Here is a 17,905-nt window from a genome sequence, read left to right on the forward strand (position 1 = left end):
TCTTCCCCCGGCGTTACAGCAAGATGTCGGTGTAGAGTTCAGATGCGTCCGGTTCCGGATCGTTCTGCGCAAATTCAGCTGCTTCGGCGACCTTTGCGCGGACATCTTTATCGATCGCCTTCAGGTCGTCTTCACTCGCCCAACCCTTTTCGATCATCCGGGCCCTGACCTGCTCGATCGGATCGTGCTCGGTCCGCATTTTCTGAACTTCATCCTTGGAACGGTATTTCGCGGGATCGGACATGGAGTGACCGCGATACCGGTAGGTGATCATTTCCAGGATGTACGGTCCTTTGCCATCCCGGCACCAGGCCAATGCCTTGTCGGACGCTGCCTTGACGGCCCGGACATCCATCCCGTCAACCTGTTCACCGGGGATACCGAAGGAGGCACCACGTTGGGAAAGATCCGTGGTTGCCGAGGCGCGATTTACGCTCGTACCCATGCCGTATTTGTTGTTTTCGATCACGTAAACGACGGGAAGCTTCCAGAGTTCCGCCATGTTGAAGCTCTCGTAGACCTGGCCCTGGTTGGACGCGCCATCTCCGAAAAACGCCATCGAAACGTTGCCGTTTCCGCGATACTTGTTGGCAAAACCAAGACCGGTTCCAAGAGATACCTGCGCACCGACAATGCCGTGGCCGCCGTAGAAATGCTTCTCTTTGGAGAACATATGCATCGACCCGCCCTTCCCTTTGGAAAGACCGCCGCGCCGGCCGGTGAGTTCCGCCATGACGGCGCCCGGATCGAGATCCATTGCCAGCATGTGGCCGTGATCACGATAGCCGGTGATCATCTGATCGCCGTCCTTCTTGGCCATCTGCATACCGACCACGACAGCTTCCTGCCCGATATACAAATGACAAAATCCGCCGATGAGGCCCATGCCGTACAATTGTCCGGCTTTTTCCTCAAATCGGCGGATCAGAAGCATTTCGCGGTATGCGTGAAGTTCTTCGTCCTTGTCGAACTCGGCGATCGCAGGCTTCGCTTTCTTGGCGGTGCTGCGGGTCCGGCTAGCGCTCTTGGAGCGAGCGGAAGTGGTCTTTGATGCTGTGGCCATAACCCTCTTCTCGGCGTGACGTTTCCCCTAAGACAGGTAGCTGCAACTTATCCTGTTGCTCCTGTCAATCCAATCCAATTATAACGGGAACCTGAAGCGATTTAAATTGTTGCTTTAGATGAGAAAAATAGAATTTAACAAGAATATTGTTAATCATGAAAAATGAACTTGTTTTTAGTTCATGCTGTAGCGATGTCCGGGCCGAAGGACGACAAGTTCGTTTGAGTGCACAAGGTTGAGGTTCAGCCGGGCTCGCTCATCCAGCATATCGGGATCGAGACTTTCGGGCCGAAGCAGGCTGACGCGAGCGACAAGTTTTTGCCGTTCTTCCGACAGAAGTTCAAGCTCAGCCTCAAGCTCCGAGACCCTGCTCTCGATCATGGCGCGGCCAACCAGACCGAGTTCACCGCTCATGGCGTGAAATCCGAAATAACCAAGCGCCGCAATAGCGATCACAGGCGTGATGAGGCGGCGAATGAAAGACTGTTTTCGCTGGCGGGTAGCTGCTCGGGGCACTCTTGGGACCTTAACGCTGAACTGTTGGTCTCTTTGTTTCTCCACTATGCGGGGTTAGGTTTAATAGAGTCTTGAGACAGTCATTCAAATGTCGGCTAAATCGCGAATGACCTGGGGACTGGACATGGACCGATTTTCAAAGGAACGGGATGAAATGGTTTCGCGGCAACTTGAAGGCCGCGGTCTTCAGGACCAACGTGTACTTGCTGCCATGAGGACGGTCCCGCGACATCTGTTTGTATCGAAAAAACTCGCCAATCATGCTTATAGGGACATGCCACTGACCATCGGCCATTACCAGTCGATTTCGCAGCCCTACATGGTTGCGCTGATGTGTGAACTGCTTGACCTTTCCGCAACTGACACGGTTCTGGAGGTTGGAACAGGATCCGGCTACGCCGCCGCTGTTCTGTCGGAGTTATGCGGCCATGTGGTCACTGTTGAGCGAATCCCGGAACTTGCAAAGAATGCTCGCGTTGTGCTCGGCACACTCGGCTGCGACTCAATCGAGGTCCATTGCGTCGATGGAACAGTAGGTTTTCCTGGCAGGAGCCCCTACGATGCGATCCTGGTTTCTGCAGGGGCACCAGCTGTTCCCGAAGGATTGAAACAGCAGCTGAAATCGGGTGGCCGCCTGGTCATTCCTGTCGGCAACAGCAAAATGACCCAGGACCTTTTGCGTATTCGCAGACATTCCAAGGACAAATTTGAAACCGAGAACCATGGCGGCGTCGCCTTCGTACCCCTTGTCGGCAAAGAAGGTTGGTCGATGTAAGCTCTCATAGGCGCATTGTTGAACTGCGGATCACGCAGCTGCCAATCGCGCGAGTTTCGTCAAAATGGTGGCAGTCCCCTTGAGCCGCGAATCCGTCTTTTCCCAATCCCTCGTCAGCACAACTCGCTGGTCTGGTCGGATTTTTGCGAGTACGCCCTGCTCGGCGATATAGGAAACGAGCCCGGCCGGGTTGGAAAACTCGCTGTTGCGGAAGCTGACCAGAATGCCTTTCGGCCCGGCATCGACTTTCTCGACATTCGCCTTCCGGCACAGTCCCTTGATGTAAACGATCTTCAGAAGATGCTGCACCTCTTCCGGCAAGGGTCCGAACCGGTCAATGAGTTCAGCACCGAATGCGTCGATTTCCTCCGCCTCAGTGACATCTCCCAACCGGCGGTAGAGCTGCAGGCGCAATTGGAGATCGGCGACATAGTCCTCTGGAATGAGAACAGGCGTACCGATATTGATTTGTGGCGACCATTGTTCCTCGCCGTAATCCGCGCCGCCATCTTTGAGCTGGGCGACCGCCTCTTCCAACATCTGCTGGTAGAGTTCGAAGCCCACCTCCTTGATGTGGCCTGACTGTTCCTCGCCAAGAAGGTTCCCTGCCCCGCGAATGTCCAGATCGTGGCTCGCGAGCTGAAAACCGGCTCCGAGCGTTTCCAGCGATTGCAGCACCTTGAGCCGCCGTTCGGCTGTCGCCGTGAGTGTTTTGTTGGCAGGCACTGTGAAGAGCGCATAGGCGCGTGTCTTGGAGCGTCCAACTCGTCCGCGCAACTGGTAAAGCTGCGCCAGGCCGAACATGTCCGCACGGTGTACGATCAGCGTGTTCGCTGTTGGAATATCCAGTCCTGATTCGACAATCGTGGTTGAGAGCAGAACGTTGTACTTGCCCTCATAAAAGGCGTTCATGACATCTTCCAGCTCGCCGGGCGGCATCTGGCCGTGGGCAACCGCGACCTTCAGTTCCGGAACCTGCTCTTCCAGGAAAGCGAGCCTGTCGGCGATATCAGAGAGCCTCGGACAAACGTAAAAACTCTGACCACCGCGATAATGCTCACGCAGCAATGCCTCACGCACGACCAAAGGATCAAAAGGCGAGACAAAAGTCCGCACGGCCAGCCTGTCGACCGGCGGCGTTGCGATCAGCGACAATTCACGAACGCCCGTCAGGGCAAGTTGCAGCGTGCGCGGGATTGGGGTTGCCGACAGGGTCATAACGTGGACGTCGGACTTCAGCTCTTTCAGCCGCTCCTTGTGCTTTACGCCGAAATGCTGCTCTTCGTCGATGATCAGCAGGCCGAGATCGCGGAACTGGATCGATTTTCCAAGGAGCGCGTGTGTTCCGACAACGATATCGACGGACCCGTCGGTAATGCCTTTTTTGGTCAATGTAAGCTGTTTGGAAGGCACAAGCCGAGACGCGTGACCGACATTGATCGGCAGCCCGTGAAAGCGTTCGGAAAAGGTCTTGTAGTGCTGACGCGCCAGAAGCGTTGTCGGCACAACGACAGCGACCTGACGGCCGGACATGGCGGCAATGAATGCTGCGCGCAGGGCCACTTCGGTTTTGCCAAACCCCACATCACCGCAGATCAGGCGATCCATTGGCCGGCCCGATGACAGGTCATCGAAAACCGCATCAATCGCCGTCAGCTGATCTTCTGTCTCTTCATAGGGAAAGCGCGTTGCAAACTCGTCGTAGACCCCTTCCGGCGTTTCAACCACCGGCGCAGTCTTCAGAGCACGCTCCGCCGCGGTTTTGATCAAGCCGTCCGCGATCTCAAGAATGCGCTTCTTGAGTTTCGCCTTACGCGCCTGCCAAGCGCCTCCACCGAGCTTGTCGAGTTGGGCCTCCTGATCCTCGGAGCCGTAGCGCGACAGGAGTTCAATATTCTCAACCGGCAGGTAAAGCTTGTCACCGCCTGCATATTGCAGTTCCAGGCAATCATGCGGCGCACCGACGGCCTCGATGGTTTTCAGGCCAATGAATCTGCCAATTCCATGTTCGACATGGACAACGAGATCTCCTTCGGAAAGCCCCGTTGCCTCGGTAATGACATTCGCACCCTTGGATTTGCGGCGGGACTTTCTGACCAGCCTGTCGCCGAGAATGTCCTGCTCGCCAATAAAGGCGATGTCCTTGAGTTCAAAGCCGTGCTCGATTCCAAGAACACACAAAGCCGAAGTCTTTGCCGGAAGTTTTTCGACACCGTCCAGCGTTTCAACATCCTGAACCGAGCCCAAGCCGTGATCGCCCAGGATCTGACCCAGGCGATCGCGCGACCCTTCGGACCAGCAGGCAATGACGGTGCGCTTGCCCTCTTTTTGAAGCGCACGCACATGGCCCGTCAAAGCATCGAAGATGTTGACATCTCCGGCCGCACGTTCTGCCGCAAAGCTGCGTCCCTGCCGTCCTTCGATTTCCACGACGGTCTTGCCGCTTCCGGGCGGCGGCGTGAACGGATCGAGCACCGCGCTTGCCCTGTCGGCGATCGCAGTTGTCCAAGCGTCTTGCGAGACATAGAGACTGTCCGGCTCGATCGGCATATACGGAACAGTACCAGACGCAGACCCCATCTCGCGGGCGTCCTGACGGGCGTTATAGTGCTCGACGATCTGTTCCGCTCGCTCACGCACAGCGTCCGCTGAGTTGGTATCCAATACGACGGGCGTGTCGGCGATATAATCGAAAAGTGTTTCCAGCCGTTCATGGAACAGCGGCAACCAGTGCTCCATGCCGGCATAGCGACGACCGTCACTGATTGACTGGTATAGGACATCCTCACGGCTGGCTGCACCGAATTGGGCAAGATAGGAGCGCCGGAAGCGCGAGATCGCATCCTCCGACAAGACTACCTCGCTCATTGGCACAAGGTCGAGCCGTTTGAGTTGTTTGGATGTTCGCTGCGTCTCGGAATTGAACGACCGGATGGATTCCAGCGTGTCGCCGAAAAAATCGAGGCGCACGGGCTCTTCAGCACCAGGAGCAAAAAGATCCACAATGCCACCGCGAACCGCATATTCTCCGGTTTCCCGTACGGTTGGCGTCCGAGAGAACCCGTTCATCTCCAGCCAGTTGGTGATCGCCGCCATATCGACCTGGTTGCCCGGCGCCATGGAAAATGTCTGCTCCTCCATGAAGCTGCGTTCGGGCAGGCGTTGCAATGCCGCATTCAAAGTCGTCAGCAGGATCGTCTTTTTTCCGGCCGCAATACCGCGCGCCAGCTGACCGAGCGCCAGCAACCGCCGCGCACTGATCGCCGAGTTGGGTGACACGCGGTCGTAAGGTAGGCAGTCCCAGGCAGGCAGTTGAATGACGTCGATAGTCGGATCGAAAAACGCAAGCGCTTCACTGACCATCGCCATGCGCGTTGCGTCGCGCGCCACGAACACAAGCGCGAGACCATCAGCGTCACTCTCTGCAAGGATCCTGGCAAGCGCGAAACTTTCCGCGCCGTCCGGCACACCTGCCAGCGTGACGTTGGCCCGATCCTTGAGCAGGCTGTCGAACACAGAAAACGTCCTTTTCGTTACTTCATGAAACCGGCAGGGCCGGACGCTTCGTGATAGGCGATGATTTGCCGGTAAAGAGGCCCGTCCCATTCCGGGGGCAATGGCTTGCGGCCGGTCATCCAGGCATAGAGATCCTGGTCATGCGCCGTCAAAAGATGCTCCAGCTCCAGAAGTTCTGGCTCTGAAAGCGTGTCAATCTGCGCGTTGGCAAAGCCGCCAAGCAGGAGATCCATTTCCTTCATGCCACGATGCCAGCACCGGAAGAGAATTTTCTTGCGGCGCGGGTCACGGTCACCCTGCGGGTTATCATTGCTTGTAGTTGGATCGGACATGTGAAGCCTATCAGGAAATCCTCCGGCAGGGATCGGACATCCAAGTTGCGATGGTTCAGCCGGGGATAGTCAAAGAGTGACGTTATATAACGCCGTAATTCGAGAATGTCAGCGTCTTGCATGAAATTGGCGCTCTTATTTGTTCACATAATGTTCTGCAGCTTGCACTCCAACTTCCCTTCATGGCAAAACCAACAGGAAGGTTCCCGAAAAGCACCGTCTTAAAGGTTAGAAACCGACAGAAAATGCGCCCGCCGGTTCTTGATCCTCTTTTTGCTCCCGTCTCCACCTTGCCCGGGATAGGACCCAAGATTGCAAAACTCGTCTCCAGTCTCGTTGGCGGGCAACCCGACAGGGATGCAACGGTTGCCGATCTTCTGTTTCATGTCCCGCACAGCCTGATCGACCGTCGACACAGACCTGGCATCGCATATTCGGAAAATGGCGATATCGTCACGCTTGATATCACAGTCGGTAGACATCAGGCACCGCCCCGGCACTCCAAAGCGCCATACAAAATCTCGGCTTTTGATGAAACGGGCCAGATCGATTTCGTCTTTTTTCACCCGCGCAGGGACTGGCTTGAAAAGACATTTCCTGAAGGCGAGCGCAGAATTGTCTCTGGCAAGGTGGAGTGGTTCAACGACAGACCGCAAATGGTGCACCCGGACTACGCGCTCAAACCCGAAGAAGCGGAGCAAATGCCGTCGATTGAACCGGTCTATCCGTTGACGGCTGGGCTTGCTTCCAAAACGTTGCAGAAAGCCATGCGCGCAGCGCTTGAGCGCGTTCCGCAAATGCCGGAATGGCAAAATGAAGCGCATCACCATCAGACCGGCTGGCCGGACTTTCAGGACGCGCTGCAGACGCTTCACCTGCCAAAAGAACGCCAGGACATTGAGCCGCAGTCACCTTACATGCAACGCCTTGCCTACGACGAATTGCTGGCAAGCCAGCTCGCACTGGCAATGGTACGCGCCAACATGCGAACGCTCGGCGGCATCGCAAGAACACCTTCCGGCGCTTTGCAAAAGGCCGTGATTGACGCCCTGCCGTTTCAACTGACCGAAAGCCAGGCGAACGCGATTCGCGAAATCAATGAAGATCTTGCGGAGCCGACTCGTATGCTCAGGCTGCTTCAGGGCGATGTTGGCTCCGGTAAAACGGTTGTAGCCCTCGCAACGCTTGCGCAGGTGATTGAAACCGGCGCCCAGGGCGGCCTCATGGCGCCGACCGAGATCCTCGCGCGCCAGCACTTTGCCTCCATGGAACCGCTTTGCCAGAAGGCTGGCATCCGCCTTGCGCTGATGACCGGAAAGGACAGCCAAAAGGAACGGCGCCTTCTTCAGGAAAAGCTTGATGCCGGTGAGATTGACCTTGTGGTCGGCACGCACGCCCTCTTTCAAGGGTCTGTCTCCTTCAAGAACCTTGGCATGGTCGTCGTCGACGAACAGCATCGGTTCGGCGTCCATCAGCGCCTCGCCCTTTCCGGAAAGGGCCAGGGCGTCGACGTTCTGGTCATGACGGCAACACCGATCCCGCGCACGCTCGTCCTCACCTGTTTCGGTGATATGGACGTCTCCCGACTCACGGATAAACCGGCCGGGCGCAAACCCATCAAAACCGTTTCCGTCTCGCTGGATCGGTTGGATGAAATCATTTCCAGAGTTGGCTCAGCCATCTCGGAGGGGCAAAAGGTCTATTGGGTGTGTCCGCTGGTTGAAGAATCGGAAAAAATTGACCTCGCCGCTGTCGAGGACCGGCACCGCGTGCTCGAGCACGCTCTCAGGCAGTCAGTCTCGCTTGTTCACGGGCGCATGAGCGCCAATGAGAAAGACGCGGCCATGTCGGCGTTCAAGACGGGCGCGACAAAAGTCTTGGTTGCGACAACCGTGATTGAAGTCGGTGTTGATGTTCCAGATGCGACCATCATCGTGATCGAACACGCAGAACGCTTCGGACTGGCTCAGCTTCACCAGCTCCGGGGCCGTGTCGGCCGCGGCGACAGACCCTCTTCCTGCGTTCTTCTCTACAAGGGGCCCTTGGGAGAAACGGCCGGGGCCCGGCTTAACATCATGCGCGAGACCAATGACGGGTTCCTGATTGCAGAGGAGGATCTCAAGCTGCGTGGCGGCGGTGAAATTCTCGGAACACGGCAATCCGGCACACCGGGCTTTCGCATTGCGCGCGCCGACGAACACGCCGACCTTATGGAAGTCGCGCGCGATGACGCGCGACTCATTCTTCAAACCGATCCTGACCTCAAATCAAAACGCGGCGAAGCGCTTCGTTGCCTGCTTTATCTTTTCGGCAGAGATGCCGCGATCAGGCTTTTGCGGGCTGGGTGATCAGGCTTCTTCCCGCTCACGGATACGCTCCAGTTTCTCCGGTTCCGCAATAACATCTTCGAAAATCTCAGGAAGGTCAGGACTGACAAGTCCGGCTGAAATCACCAGCTTGGCTGCATCTTCAACGCCCATGGAAAGTTCGATCACGTCTTCCTTCGGCACGAACAAAAGAAAGCCGGAGGTCGGGTTCGGGGTTGTCGGCAGGAACACGGATACCGTCTCCGCCGTGTCCTTTAGACGCTTGGCAACCTCGCCTTTGGTATCGGTCGAGATGAAAACGATTGCCCAAAGACCCTTGCGTGGGTATTGGACAAGCGCTGCTTTGGTAAAACTGTTTCCACGCTCATCAAGCACTGTCTCAAAAATCTGCTTCAAACCACTGTAAATATTACGAACAAGCGGCATCCTGCCGACGATGCCTTCGCCGACGGAAATCAGACTGCGTCCCAGAAAGTTTGCGGCAAGGAAACCAACGATCGTCAGAACGAAGATCGCAACGATCAACCCGAATCCCGGAACGGGAAACGGCAGATAGGTTTCCGGGTTATAGACCTTTGGAACGAAGGGCTTTACCCAGCCATCCACCCACTTGATGAATGTCCAGGTCAGCCACAGCGTGATGCCGATCGGACCTGTTATCACCAGACCGGTCAGGAAATAGTTTCTGAGGCGCGTTGCCGGACCAGCGCGATGTCCTTTGATCGCTGCGTCTTCTGATTTATGTTTGTTGCGGCTCATGGGCAAAAACCAGACAGGGTCCTTTTGAGTGCTCGTCTTTCTGTGTCACACACACTAGATAATAATTCTTATCGCAGCGCGGTATCCTTCGCTTGACTAATTTTTCAGCGATATACCCTAAAAATGCCGATTGCGGAGGCACGATTGCGGCGTTTCACATTCAAACTTCTGGGAGCCGGATGTGTAGGCCTGGGAATTGTCGGCGCTTTCCTGCCGCTTTTGCCAAGCACAATCTTTTTTATCCTTGCGGCAGCCTGTTTTGCCCGCTCTTCTCCTGCGCTTGAAGCCCGCATACTGAACCACCCCGTTTTCGGTCCACCGGTAATTGCCTGGCGCGAGCACGGCGCCATTCCGGTGAAGGCAAAGGCTATCGCTGTCGCAGGCATGGCATTCGGCTATTGTTTCTTCTACTGGTCGACCGCCCCCGTACCCTGGTTGGCTGCAATTACTGCTATATTAATAGTCGCCTGCGCAACCTATGTCGTCAGCCGGCCGTCTGGGCCAAATACCGAACCATGATTGCGTCATCTCGATCCGTGTCACCTTGAACTCATGTCTTTTCGAATTGAACGTGTTTCATGAAAACCAATAAAGCAGTCTGGATCAGTGGCGCGTTGTCCAGTGGGGAACTCAGCAACAAGCTGGGTATTCGCTCCAAATATTATGGGCATGATTGGGAAGAGCCCACTCACATCGTTCCCAAAGAACCGGAAAAAGTGCTGCGCGACATGCAACGGCAGTCACGTGGGGGGGACTTGCAGCGAGAAGACTTTCCCGAGGCATGTTACGTGTTTGATCCAGAACGTTTCAGCAAAACAAAGGACTTCTTCTTTCTTGGCGGGTTCGCGGCGGTTAAAGGGAAGTTGGCGGAGGTGCTTGCATCGGTGAACCTTGGAACAGGAGGGCTCACTCGTGTGCCGGTCTTTGAGGCCGACAAGCAAACCGAGCTTCCCGGTCCATTCTATGCACTCACCATTGCTGCTCGCGAGGGAACGTTTTGTGCCGCAGAGAGCGTAAACCTGCGCTCCATATTTTCAATGGAGCAACACGGCAAAGAGCTTTGGAGGCAGTTTGCCGATGGTGACGACCAAATCGCCGTCACACCTAAGGCATTGGAGGATGGTCCCGATCTTTGGGTTGACCCAAAACTCCGGTCCACGCTGTTTTTGAGCGAGACCTTAATCAAGGCTATCCGACAGGCGCACATGAAGGAAGGTTATTTGCGGCTTTCGCGTTGTAGGGTTGTGCGCTGAATTCGTTTTATTGGATGCGGTTTTCCTTGACGCAGCCAATGCCAGACACGGTGAGCGAACCAATCATTCAAAGCTCGGATTCACCACCAATGCACGTTTCAGTCGTCCGGAATAAGCCGTTTTCCTAACGCGACTGCTTTTTCCGGTGCATAGCCGAGACCGTCGTAGAATTTCTTGACGGCCTCGTTGCCTTGTCTCACGAAGAGATTGATCTTGGGACAGCCTAGTCCGATCAGAAACTCCTCGCAGTGCTCCATGAGACGAAGGCCCAGCCCGGATGACTGATGTTCAGGATCGATACTGAGATAGTAGATCGCTCCGCGATGGCCATCGTAGCCTGCCATCACGGCCCCAATCACCTTGTTGCCCTTCAGCAGGACAAAAAAACCTCCCTGAGGGTCGGTCAGCTTGCGGTCTATATCCTTGTCCGGGTCGTTCCAGGGTCGTGTGAGTCCACAGGACCGCCAGAGCGCGATGACCTGCGCCCGATAGCGCTCTTCAAATGGCGTTATGACCGTTTCCGCTTCATCGACCATCGTTCATTCCACCGTGACGGATTTTGCCAGGTTGCGGGGCTGGTCAACGTCCGTCCCCATGAACACGGCGGTGTGGTAGGCAATCAACTGCACCGGCAGTGCGTAGATGACCGGCGCGACGATGTCCGACATGTCTGGCAGGATCAAAACGTCTTCTGCAACACCGCCGCTTTCATCCGCGCCGCGCGCATCTGTGATCAGCACGATGCGGCCGCCGCGTGCCGCGACTTCCTGCATATTCGACACGGTCTTTTCATAGATGGAATCATAAGGAGCGATGACAAAGACCGGCATGTTTTCATCAATAAGCGCAATCGGGCCATGCTTCAGCTCACCCGCAGCATAGCCTTCGGCATGGATGTAAGAGAGCTCCTTCAGCTTGAGGGCCCCCTCAAGGGCAAGCGGGAAGTTGGTTGACCGACCGAGGTAAAGCGCATTGTTGGCCTTGGAGAGAGGCTGCGAGAGCTTTTCAATGTCGACTTCGCCGGCAAGGGCTTTCAACGCAAGGCTGGGCACTTCGGTCAGCTCGGAAACGAGTTCCTTTTCCCTCTCAGCAGTCAGGACACCGCGCTCGCGCCCGGCTTGAAGGGCAAGCGCCGCCAAAACCACGAGCTGACAGGTAAAAGCCTTTGTCGAGGCGACACCGATTTCCGGTCCGGCGATTGTTGGAAACACCATGTCGGCTTCCCGCGCAATAGTGCTCTCCGGCACGTTCACGACAGCACCGATCGCAGCGCCGTGTTCTTTGCAGTATCTGAGCGATGCGAGCGTGTCTGCGGTTTCGCCCGACTGCGAAATGAAAAGCGCGGCATCCTTCTCACTTACCGGGGTTTCACGATAGCGGAACTCGCTCGCGATATCGATGTCGACCGGAAGACGCGCATATTTTTCAAACCAGTATTTTGAAACAAGACCGGCAAGATAAGCTGTACCGCAGGCTGAAATGATGAGCCGAGACAAATCATTGAACCGGAGTCTTTCAACCCCGACAACGTTCGCGCTCATTGACGCATAATCGAAATACCGCGACAGCGTATGCCCAAGCACTTCAGGCTGTTCGTGAATTTCCTTGGCCATGAAGTGCTTGTAGTTGCCCTTGTCCATGAGATTGGACGTGACTGAGGACTTCGCTTCAACGCGCTCCACCTGCGTGTTGTTCCGGTCGAAAACCTGAACCCCGGACCGGGTAAGCACCGCCCAGTCCCCTTCGTCCAGATAGGTGATGCGGTCGGTGAAGGGAGAAAGCGCAATTGCGTCGGATCCGAAGTACATTTCCCCGTCGCCATGACCAATCGCCAGGGGAGATCCTTTGCGTGCTCCGATCATGAGGTTGTCTTCACCTGCAAAAAGCATCGCAAGTGCGAACGCCCCCTTGAGGCGTGGCAACGTTTGCGCAACCGCCTCCTGCGGCGAATGGCCCTCCTTGATCGCCGTATCAATCAGATGCGCGACAACCTCAGTGTCCGTGTCGGTGCTCAAGATCGCACCCTTAGACAGAACCTCCTCACGCAGTTCCAGATAGTTTTCGATAATGCCGTTGTGCACGATGGAAACGGAGCCGGCCTGGTGCGGATGGGCATTCGAGACAGTTGGAGCGCCGTGTGTCGCCCACCGGGTATGACCGATACCCGAAGTGCCCGACAACGGCGAACGCTCCAGTGCAGCCTCCAGATTACGAAGCTTTCCCTCAGCCCGGCGCCGCACGAGATCGCCGTCTACGAGTGTTGCAACACCTGCGGAATCATACCCACGATATTCCAGACGCTTGAGGGAATCCACGATGCGTGGAGCAACGTCAAAATTTCCTAAAACACCAACGATCCCGCACATGAAAAGGTCCCTGTCAAATTGATGATTAGCTGCCCTGCTTTAGACGAGAGAGCGCTAAGTATTGAAATCAATACGTGTTTCAGAAAATGTCAGGCGCGCTGCCCCAATGCTTTCAGGACTTTGCATCCTTTTCAGCCTTTAACCTGTCTCTCAGCCGCCCGGCAGCCCCTTCTTTGACCACCTGTCGTGCTCTTCCGAAAGCCAGCGAATCTTTCGAAACATCGTTGGTTATGACGCTCCCGGCCGACACGAAGGCACCGTTCCCCAATCGCACTGGGGCAACCAGGGTTGAATTCGAGCCGACGAAACTTGCCGCACCGATTTCCGTCCGGTGTTTGAGATAGCCATCGTAGTTGCAGGTGATGGTACCCGCGCCGATATTCGATCTGGAGCCCACGCTGGCATCGCCGACATAACTGAGATGGTTCGCCTTTGCACCAGCCCCGAAAGTGGCATTCTTGACCTCCACGAAGTTCCCGATTTTCGCGTCGCTCGCCAGGACCGTTCCCGGTCTGAGCCTGGCGTAGGGACCGACAACGCATCCCGTTCCAACATCGGCACCCTCAAGATGGCTAAAGGCGCGAATGGTTGCGTCCGCGGCAACTCTCACACCCGGCGCAAAAACAACATTCTGCTCCACGGTAGCGCCTGGCTCCAGCCTGGTGTCATGGGAGAAATACACCGTTCTGGGCGCTAGCAGCGTGCAGCCGTTTTCCATGACGAAGCGGCGCATCCGATCCTGAAAGTCTTCCTCGCAGGCTGCGAGCTGCACGCGCGTGTTGATGCCTTGTGTCTCTGTTTCTGAGCCTTCGACGGCAACCACGGTAAGGCCGCGCTGATTTGCAATTTCGACCGCATCCGTAAGGTAGAACTCACGCTTGGCGTTCTGGTTGCCGATCGCCTCCATGAGCGAGAGCGCGTGCTCGCCGGAAAATCCCATGATCCCGGAATTGCAGAAGGTCACACGCCGCTCTTCCGGGGTCGCATCTTTTTCTTCCCGGATGGCCACGAGACGGCCATCCTCGATCAAAAGCCGTCCATACCCAAAGGGATCTTTTGCTTCAAAACCGAGCACAACGAGATCCGCACCCGACTCGAGCTGCCGCCTCACATTCCTGATCGTTCCGGACGTAACAAGCGGCGTATCACCAAAAATGACCAGAACATCGTCAACAGGGCTGGCAAGAGATGGCTTGGCGGACAAAGCGGCGTGCGCTGTGCCGAGGCGCTCGGTCTGGATATGACAATCGGCTGCGGGCATGAGTTTGCGCACCAGCTCTTCCAGCGCGGGCATATCAGGACCGGTGACCACGGAAACCCGGTCAGAACCTGCTGCCTGCAGCGCTTTCAGGACATGGCCGACCATCGGCAGCCCGCCGATTTCGTGGAGCACTTTGGGCAGGTCCGATTTCATACGGGTCCCAAGGCCTGCGGCGAGAACAATTGACAGGCAGGAGCGAGTGGTCATGAACAATCCATCTTAAAACTACGGATAAGAGCCGAACGATCGGGACCCTATATGCCCCGATCCACAGAACATTGAAAGATCTGACTGGCTGAGCATTTCCGTTTTGGTTTCGTTAACCATAATGAACACCAGATGCGATACCTTTACGCAGATTCGCAGTCATGATCCGGAATGAAACGCCTTGCTTGAACCTCAGGCCAGAAAGACAAAACGAGACATCGTTCGCGACGTGTTCACCGCGCCGCGGGTCGGCCTCCTGTCTTGGGCGTTCGCCGCGGTCATCATGGGCACGATCGGTCTTGCCTCTTATCAGTTCGGAGCTCCCTCTTTCTCCCCCTCCTTTGCAGTCCCTCAATCCGTTCCCACCGGAACGCAATTGCCATCCGGGACGTCACCCGAAACGACGGCGTCAACTGGCCAATTGGTTGCGATACCGATTCCTGACGCGCGCGTTCTGAGCCAGGACAACGAAGCCGCCAGAAGTCTTGAGCAAAGCCAGATCGAAGTTCTGCAGCGTGAAGTCGTCGGACTGCGCCGCCGTTTGACGGCACTTACCGAACAAAATCTTACTTACTCAAGGCGCATCGCCGCGCTTGAACGGGAGGCGGCAACAGCGAAGCTGGCGAATGCCGAATTTGCCGCTCCGAGGGTGGACGACTTTCCAGAGCGCTCCCTTGCCCCGCAACCTGGAAAAATTGTAACGCAAACGCCCTCTCCTCCGGTCGGTGTCGTGCCTGATACCGGCGAACCTGCCAATAACCCGATGGTTCCCTCAGGTGAAGGATCGGTGCAAATCTTGCAGGATGGGTCGCCGACAATAACTGTTGAGCCTCAAGGTGGAGAGCCCTCCAGACGCATTGAGTTCACTCAGAAACCACCGCCTTCAGTGGCAGTGCCGACGCCTGAAGTGACCGCACAGGAGCCTGTGCGCATTGTTGCTGCTCCGTCCGCACCGGATACATCGCTCACAACAGGCTCCATACCGCCGGTTCAATCGCGAGAAATCGAGCCTTTCAACACGAACCCGACACGAACCACCCCTGCGCCAACAGTGATCACTCCTTCACATCCGGCAGGTCGGCTCAGGAGCGGCGGCGACAGCCAAGTCAAGCGCAGTGATTTTGGCGCTGTCATTGGACACTACAGATCCCGTGCCGGTGCCGCGAAAGCATGGGCCGATTTCAAGGAACAGAACGAAGAACGTATGCGGGACCTTCGGCCTCTGCTCATGGAAAAACAGACCGAAGAGGGCGGAATTGCACTCATGATCGGCCCCTTCGCGAACGCGGCCGATGCCGCCGTCGCGTGCCTTCATTTACTGGATGTCACGGAGCTTTGCAGACCGGCCTTATATGCCGGCGATCCGTTGGTTACCGCAGCAGAATTCAGGGACTCTGCTTTTTAGACGCCCTTGCCCCCTTGCCGGGTTTCGCAGGCAAATTTTCGGAAGGGGCTAAATTTCCAGAACCAATGATCCACGAAACCATCTGCTTGCGCAGAAGCGTCAGCCGATCGTCTGCAGTCCCGGAAAAGTTTCCAGAAGCCAGTAGGACAGCACGGCCATCTGCCCGGTGAGGAACATGACACCGGTGAGCACGAGAACGCCGCCCATTGCTTTTTCAACGGTGCCCATGTGGCTGCGGAACCGCTTCATGAAGCCGAGGAACGGGCCGGCGAAAAGCGCTGCAAGCAAAAAGGGAATGCCCAGACCAAGCGCATAGGCACTAAGCAACAGGGCTCCCTGCCCCACCGTGTCTTCGGTTCCGGCAACGAAGAGGATCGCTGCGAGGATGGGTCCAACACAAGGCGTCCAGCCGAAACCGAATGCAAGACCGATTGCATAGGCACCGAATACCCCTGCCGGTTTCTTCTCCACGTGGACACGCGCTTCCTTGTAAAGAAGGCCTATTCGGAAAACACCGAGGAAGTGCAGACCCATGATGATGATCAGCGCGCCGGCAATGTAGCCGAGATAATCCAGATAGGCGCGAATGAACTGACCAAGGAAGCTGGCCGTCGCGCCGAGGATCACAAAGACGGTCGAAAAGCCAAGCACAAAAAAGACGGCACTGATGAAGACGCGCCGCGATGCGGTTTTATCTTCATCGTCCTCCCCCGTGAGCTGATCGAGGGACACTCCGGCCAGAAACCCGAGATAGGGCGGAACAAGCGGCAGGACACACGGGGACACAAAAGACAGCACCCCCGCCAAAAGAGCTCCGATTATCGTGACGTCCTGGATCATTCCAAACTTCCGGTCTGTTCAATGCGAATCCGGTATAGACCGGTCAGCTTCTGAAGCATTGATTTAGCCCCAACTTGCCTTTTCACAAAGACAAAAGCCGCTCACCTTTTGGAGAGCTAAAGGGGAATGCCGCTTCAGTCGGCGCTTTTCAATCCATCTAGCGGCAAGAGGCCGCGGCTTTCAAAATAGGTCAGGGCACCGGGATGAAGCGGCGCGGTTGCATCAAGCAAAACAAGATCTTCGTTGCTCAAGCGGTTCAGAGCCGGATGCAATGTTTTGAAACTGTCGAAATTTTCGTGAACGGCGGCAACAAGCGCTGTGACGATTTCTTCCGGCATCTCGGCAGACGTGACAACCGTGGCGACAACACCGAATGATCCGACCGGCTCAGCCAACTGGTAAAGATCAGCAGGAATGGTCGCCGTCATGTAGTAAGGTTGCTCACCAACGAAACGCGTTACAGCTGTACTCTCTATTCCGACAAGGCGAATGTCACACAGGCCCTGTGTCTCCTCAATCAGAGCTGCCGGGTGACCGATGAGCTGGAAATAGGCATCGATCTCATCGGAGCAGAGCGCTTCAGCAAGCTCGGAACTGTTACGATTGGAGAAATTTTGCCTGTCCGGCCCTGACCAGTCGAGATCCTCGATAAGGGCACGCCAGGACGCAGACGACCCCGAACCGGCTCCACCCGTATCAACCCTGGCGCCCTTCAGGTCGTCGAGCGAGCGATATGGCGACCCTTCCCTCACAACAATCGTCGCGATTTCGGGATGGAGAAACAGGACAGACCGCAAGTCCTCAAAAGGCCCTTCATCTTCGAACACGGACGTTCCGAGATAGGCATGATGTTGCCAGTCCGACTGTGCAAAACCGAAATCAAGCTCCCCGGAGCGGATCTGGTTGATATTCGAGATCGATCCGAGCGTGGATTCAACCGAGCAACGCACGCCATGCTGCGCCCTGTCGAGATTGACAATTTTGCACGCAGCTGTACCCGAGGGGTAGTAGACCCCCGTCACGCCTGCGGTCCCGATCGTGATGAAGTGCTGCTCCGACGCATTTCCCTGCGCTCCTGTCCACACTCCCGAAATGGCGAGAATGCTGGCCACAAGCAGACCATGCGGAGGCCGCATGTGCTGGGCGCGGCCGTTATTGCCAGACCCTATTTTCGCTAAGTTCGACAAACGCATGACCAATCACACCCGGCTACACGGTCTTCAAGAACCGATTGGAGACTTCAGAAATATCAAAGGCTCCAGACCTTGACCAGCCTGGTTTACCT

The 17,905-nt window shown here is 56.2% G+C and carries 15 protein-coding genes; 5 read left to right on the forward strand and 10 right to left on the reverse strand.

Annotated elements, in window-relative coordinates; translation table 11 throughout:
* Window positions 1–13: 13 nt before the first annotated feature.
* The gene (gene pdhA / locus ABVF61_RS25725) at window positions 14–1,063 is read right to left on the reverse strand and encodes a pyruvate dehydrogenase (acetyl-transferring) E1 component subunit alpha (RefSeq protein ID WP_353996366.1); all 1,050 of its coding nucleotides are present in this window, start codon (window positions 1,061–1,063) and stop codon (window positions 14–16) included.
* Window positions 1,064–1,237: 174 nt separating this feature from the next.
* Entirely contained in the window at window positions 1,238–1,579 is a 342-nt protein-coding gene (locus tag ABVF61_RS25730; protein ID WP_353996367.1) for an FtsB family cell division protein, read from the reverse strand.
* A 124-nt stretch (window positions 1,580–1,703) separates the two neighbouring features.
* Here ABVF61_RS25730 and ABVF61_RS25735 point away from each other — a divergent pair, with 124 nt between their 5' ends.
* Window positions 1,704–2,354: a protein-L-isoaspartate(D-aspartate) O-methyltransferase gene (locus tag ABVF61_RS25735; protein ID WP_353996368.1), complete on the forward strand. Its 651-nt coding sequence runs from the start codon at window positions 1,704–1,706 to the stop codon at window positions 2,352–2,354.
* Window positions 2,355–2,384: 30 nt separating this feature from the next.
* Here the strand turns inward: ABVF61_RS25735 and mfd are convergent, their stop codons facing one another.
* Complete coding sequence (mfd, locus tag ABVF61_RS25740; protein ID WP_353996369.1) at window positions 2,385–5,870, reverse strand: transcription-repair coupling factor; 3,486 nt, start codon at window positions 5,868–5,870, stop codon at window positions 2,385–2,387.
* A gap of 17 nt (window positions 5,871–5,887) precedes the next feature.
* Complete coding sequence (locus ABVF61_RS25745; protein ID WP_353996370.1) at window positions 5,888–6,202, reverse strand: FAD assembly factor SdhE; 315 nt, start codon at window positions 6,200–6,202, stop codon at window positions 5,888–5,890.
* Window positions 6,203–6,447: 245 nt separating this feature from the next.
* Here ABVF61_RS25745 and recG point away from each other — a divergent pair, with 245 nt between their 5' ends.
* Window positions 6,448–8,550, forward strand: a complete 2,103-nt coding sequence (gene recG / locus ABVF61_RS25750; protein ID WP_353996371.1) for an ATP-dependent DNA helicase RecG — start codon at window positions 6,448–6,450, stop codon at window positions 8,548–8,550.
* On the opposite strand, the gene ABVF61_RS25755 is transcribed toward recG, so the two are convergent.
* Window positions 8,551–9,288, reverse strand: a complete 738-nt coding sequence (locus tag ABVF61_RS25755) for a DUF502 domain-containing protein (protein WP_353996372.1) — start codon at window positions 9,286–9,288, stop codon at window positions 8,551–8,553.
* Between the two features lie 123 nt (window positions 9,289–9,411).
* Between ABVF61_RS25755 and ABVF61_RS25760 the strand changes: the two genes are divergently transcribed.
* Both ABVF61_RS25760 and ABVF61_RS25765 read left to right on the forward strand, forming a co-directional pair.
* A complete protein-coding gene (locus ABVF61_RS25760) occupies window positions 9,412–9,807 on the forward strand; it encodes a YbaN family protein (RefSeq protein WP_353996373.1) in 396 nt (131 codons plus the stop codon).
* A 59-nt stretch (window positions 9,808–9,866) separates the two neighbouring features.
* Window positions 9,867–10,541 (forward strand): hypothetical protein, encoded by a 675-nt coding sequence (locus ABVF61_RS25765; protein WP_353996374.1) that lies wholly within the window; start codon window positions 9,867–9,869, stop codon window positions 10,539–10,541.
* 98 nt (window positions 10,542–10,639) lie between these two features.
* Here the strand turns inward: ABVF61_RS25765 and ABVF61_RS25770 are convergent, their stop codons facing one another.
* The 3 genes from ABVF61_RS25770 to glmU form a co-directional block, all read right to left on the reverse strand.
* Window positions 10,640–11,077 (reverse strand): GNAT family acetyltransferase, encoded by a 438-nt coding sequence (locus ABVF61_RS25770; RefSeq protein WP_353996375.1) that lies wholly within the window; start codon window positions 11,075–11,077, stop codon window positions 10,640–10,642.
* A 3-nt stretch (window positions 11,078–11,080) separates the two neighbouring features.
* Window positions 11,081–12,907 (reverse strand): glutamine--fructose-6-phosphate transaminase (isomerizing), encoded by a 1,827-nt coding sequence (gene glmS / locus ABVF61_RS25775; RefSeq protein WP_353996376.1) that lies wholly within the window; start codon window positions 12,905–12,907, stop codon window positions 11,081–11,083.
* Window positions 12,908–13,019: 112 nt separating this feature from the next.
* Window positions 13,020–14,375, reverse strand: a complete 1,356-nt coding sequence (gene glmU / locus ABVF61_RS25780; protein WP_353996377.1) for a bifunctional UDP-N-acetylglucosamine diphosphorylase/glucosamine-1-phosphate N-acetyltransferase GlmU — start codon at window positions 14,373–14,375, stop codon at window positions 13,020–13,022.
* Between the two features lie 181 nt (window positions 14,376–14,556).
* On the opposite strand from glmU, the gene ABVF61_RS25785 reads away from it, so the two are divergent.
* Window positions 14,557–15,780 carry a hypothetical protein gene (locus ABVF61_RS25785; RefSeq protein WP_353996378.1) on the forward strand — a complete coding sequence of 408 codons (1,224 nt, stop codon included), beginning with the start codon at window positions 14,557–14,559 and terminating at the stop codon, window positions 15,778–15,780.
* A gap of 99 nt (window positions 15,781–15,879) precedes the next feature.
* Here ABVF61_RS25785 and ABVF61_RS25790 read toward each other — a convergent pair whose 3' ends face one another.
* Together ABVF61_RS25790 and ABVF61_RS25795 are read right to left on the reverse strand one after the other, a co-directional pair.
* A complete protein-coding gene (locus tag ABVF61_RS25790; protein ID WP_353996379.1) occupies window positions 15,880–16,620 on the reverse strand; it encodes a cytochrome c biogenesis CcdA family protein in 741 nt (246 codons plus the stop codon).
* A 134-nt stretch (window positions 16,621–16,754) separates the two neighbouring features.
* On the reverse strand, window positions 16,755–17,813 hold the full coding sequence (locus ABVF61_RS25795) for a TAXI family TRAP transporter solute-binding subunit (protein ID WP_353996380.1): 1,059 nt from the start codon (window positions 17,811–17,813) through the stop codon (window positions 16,755–16,757).
* Between the last annotated feature and the right edge of the window lie 92 nt (window positions 17,814–17,905).

The sequence above is a fragment of the Roseibium sp. HPY-6 genome, from assembly GCF_040530035.1.
Classification (GTDB): domain Bacteria; phylum Pseudomonadota; class Alphaproteobacteria; order Rhizobiales; family Stappiaceae; genus Roseibium.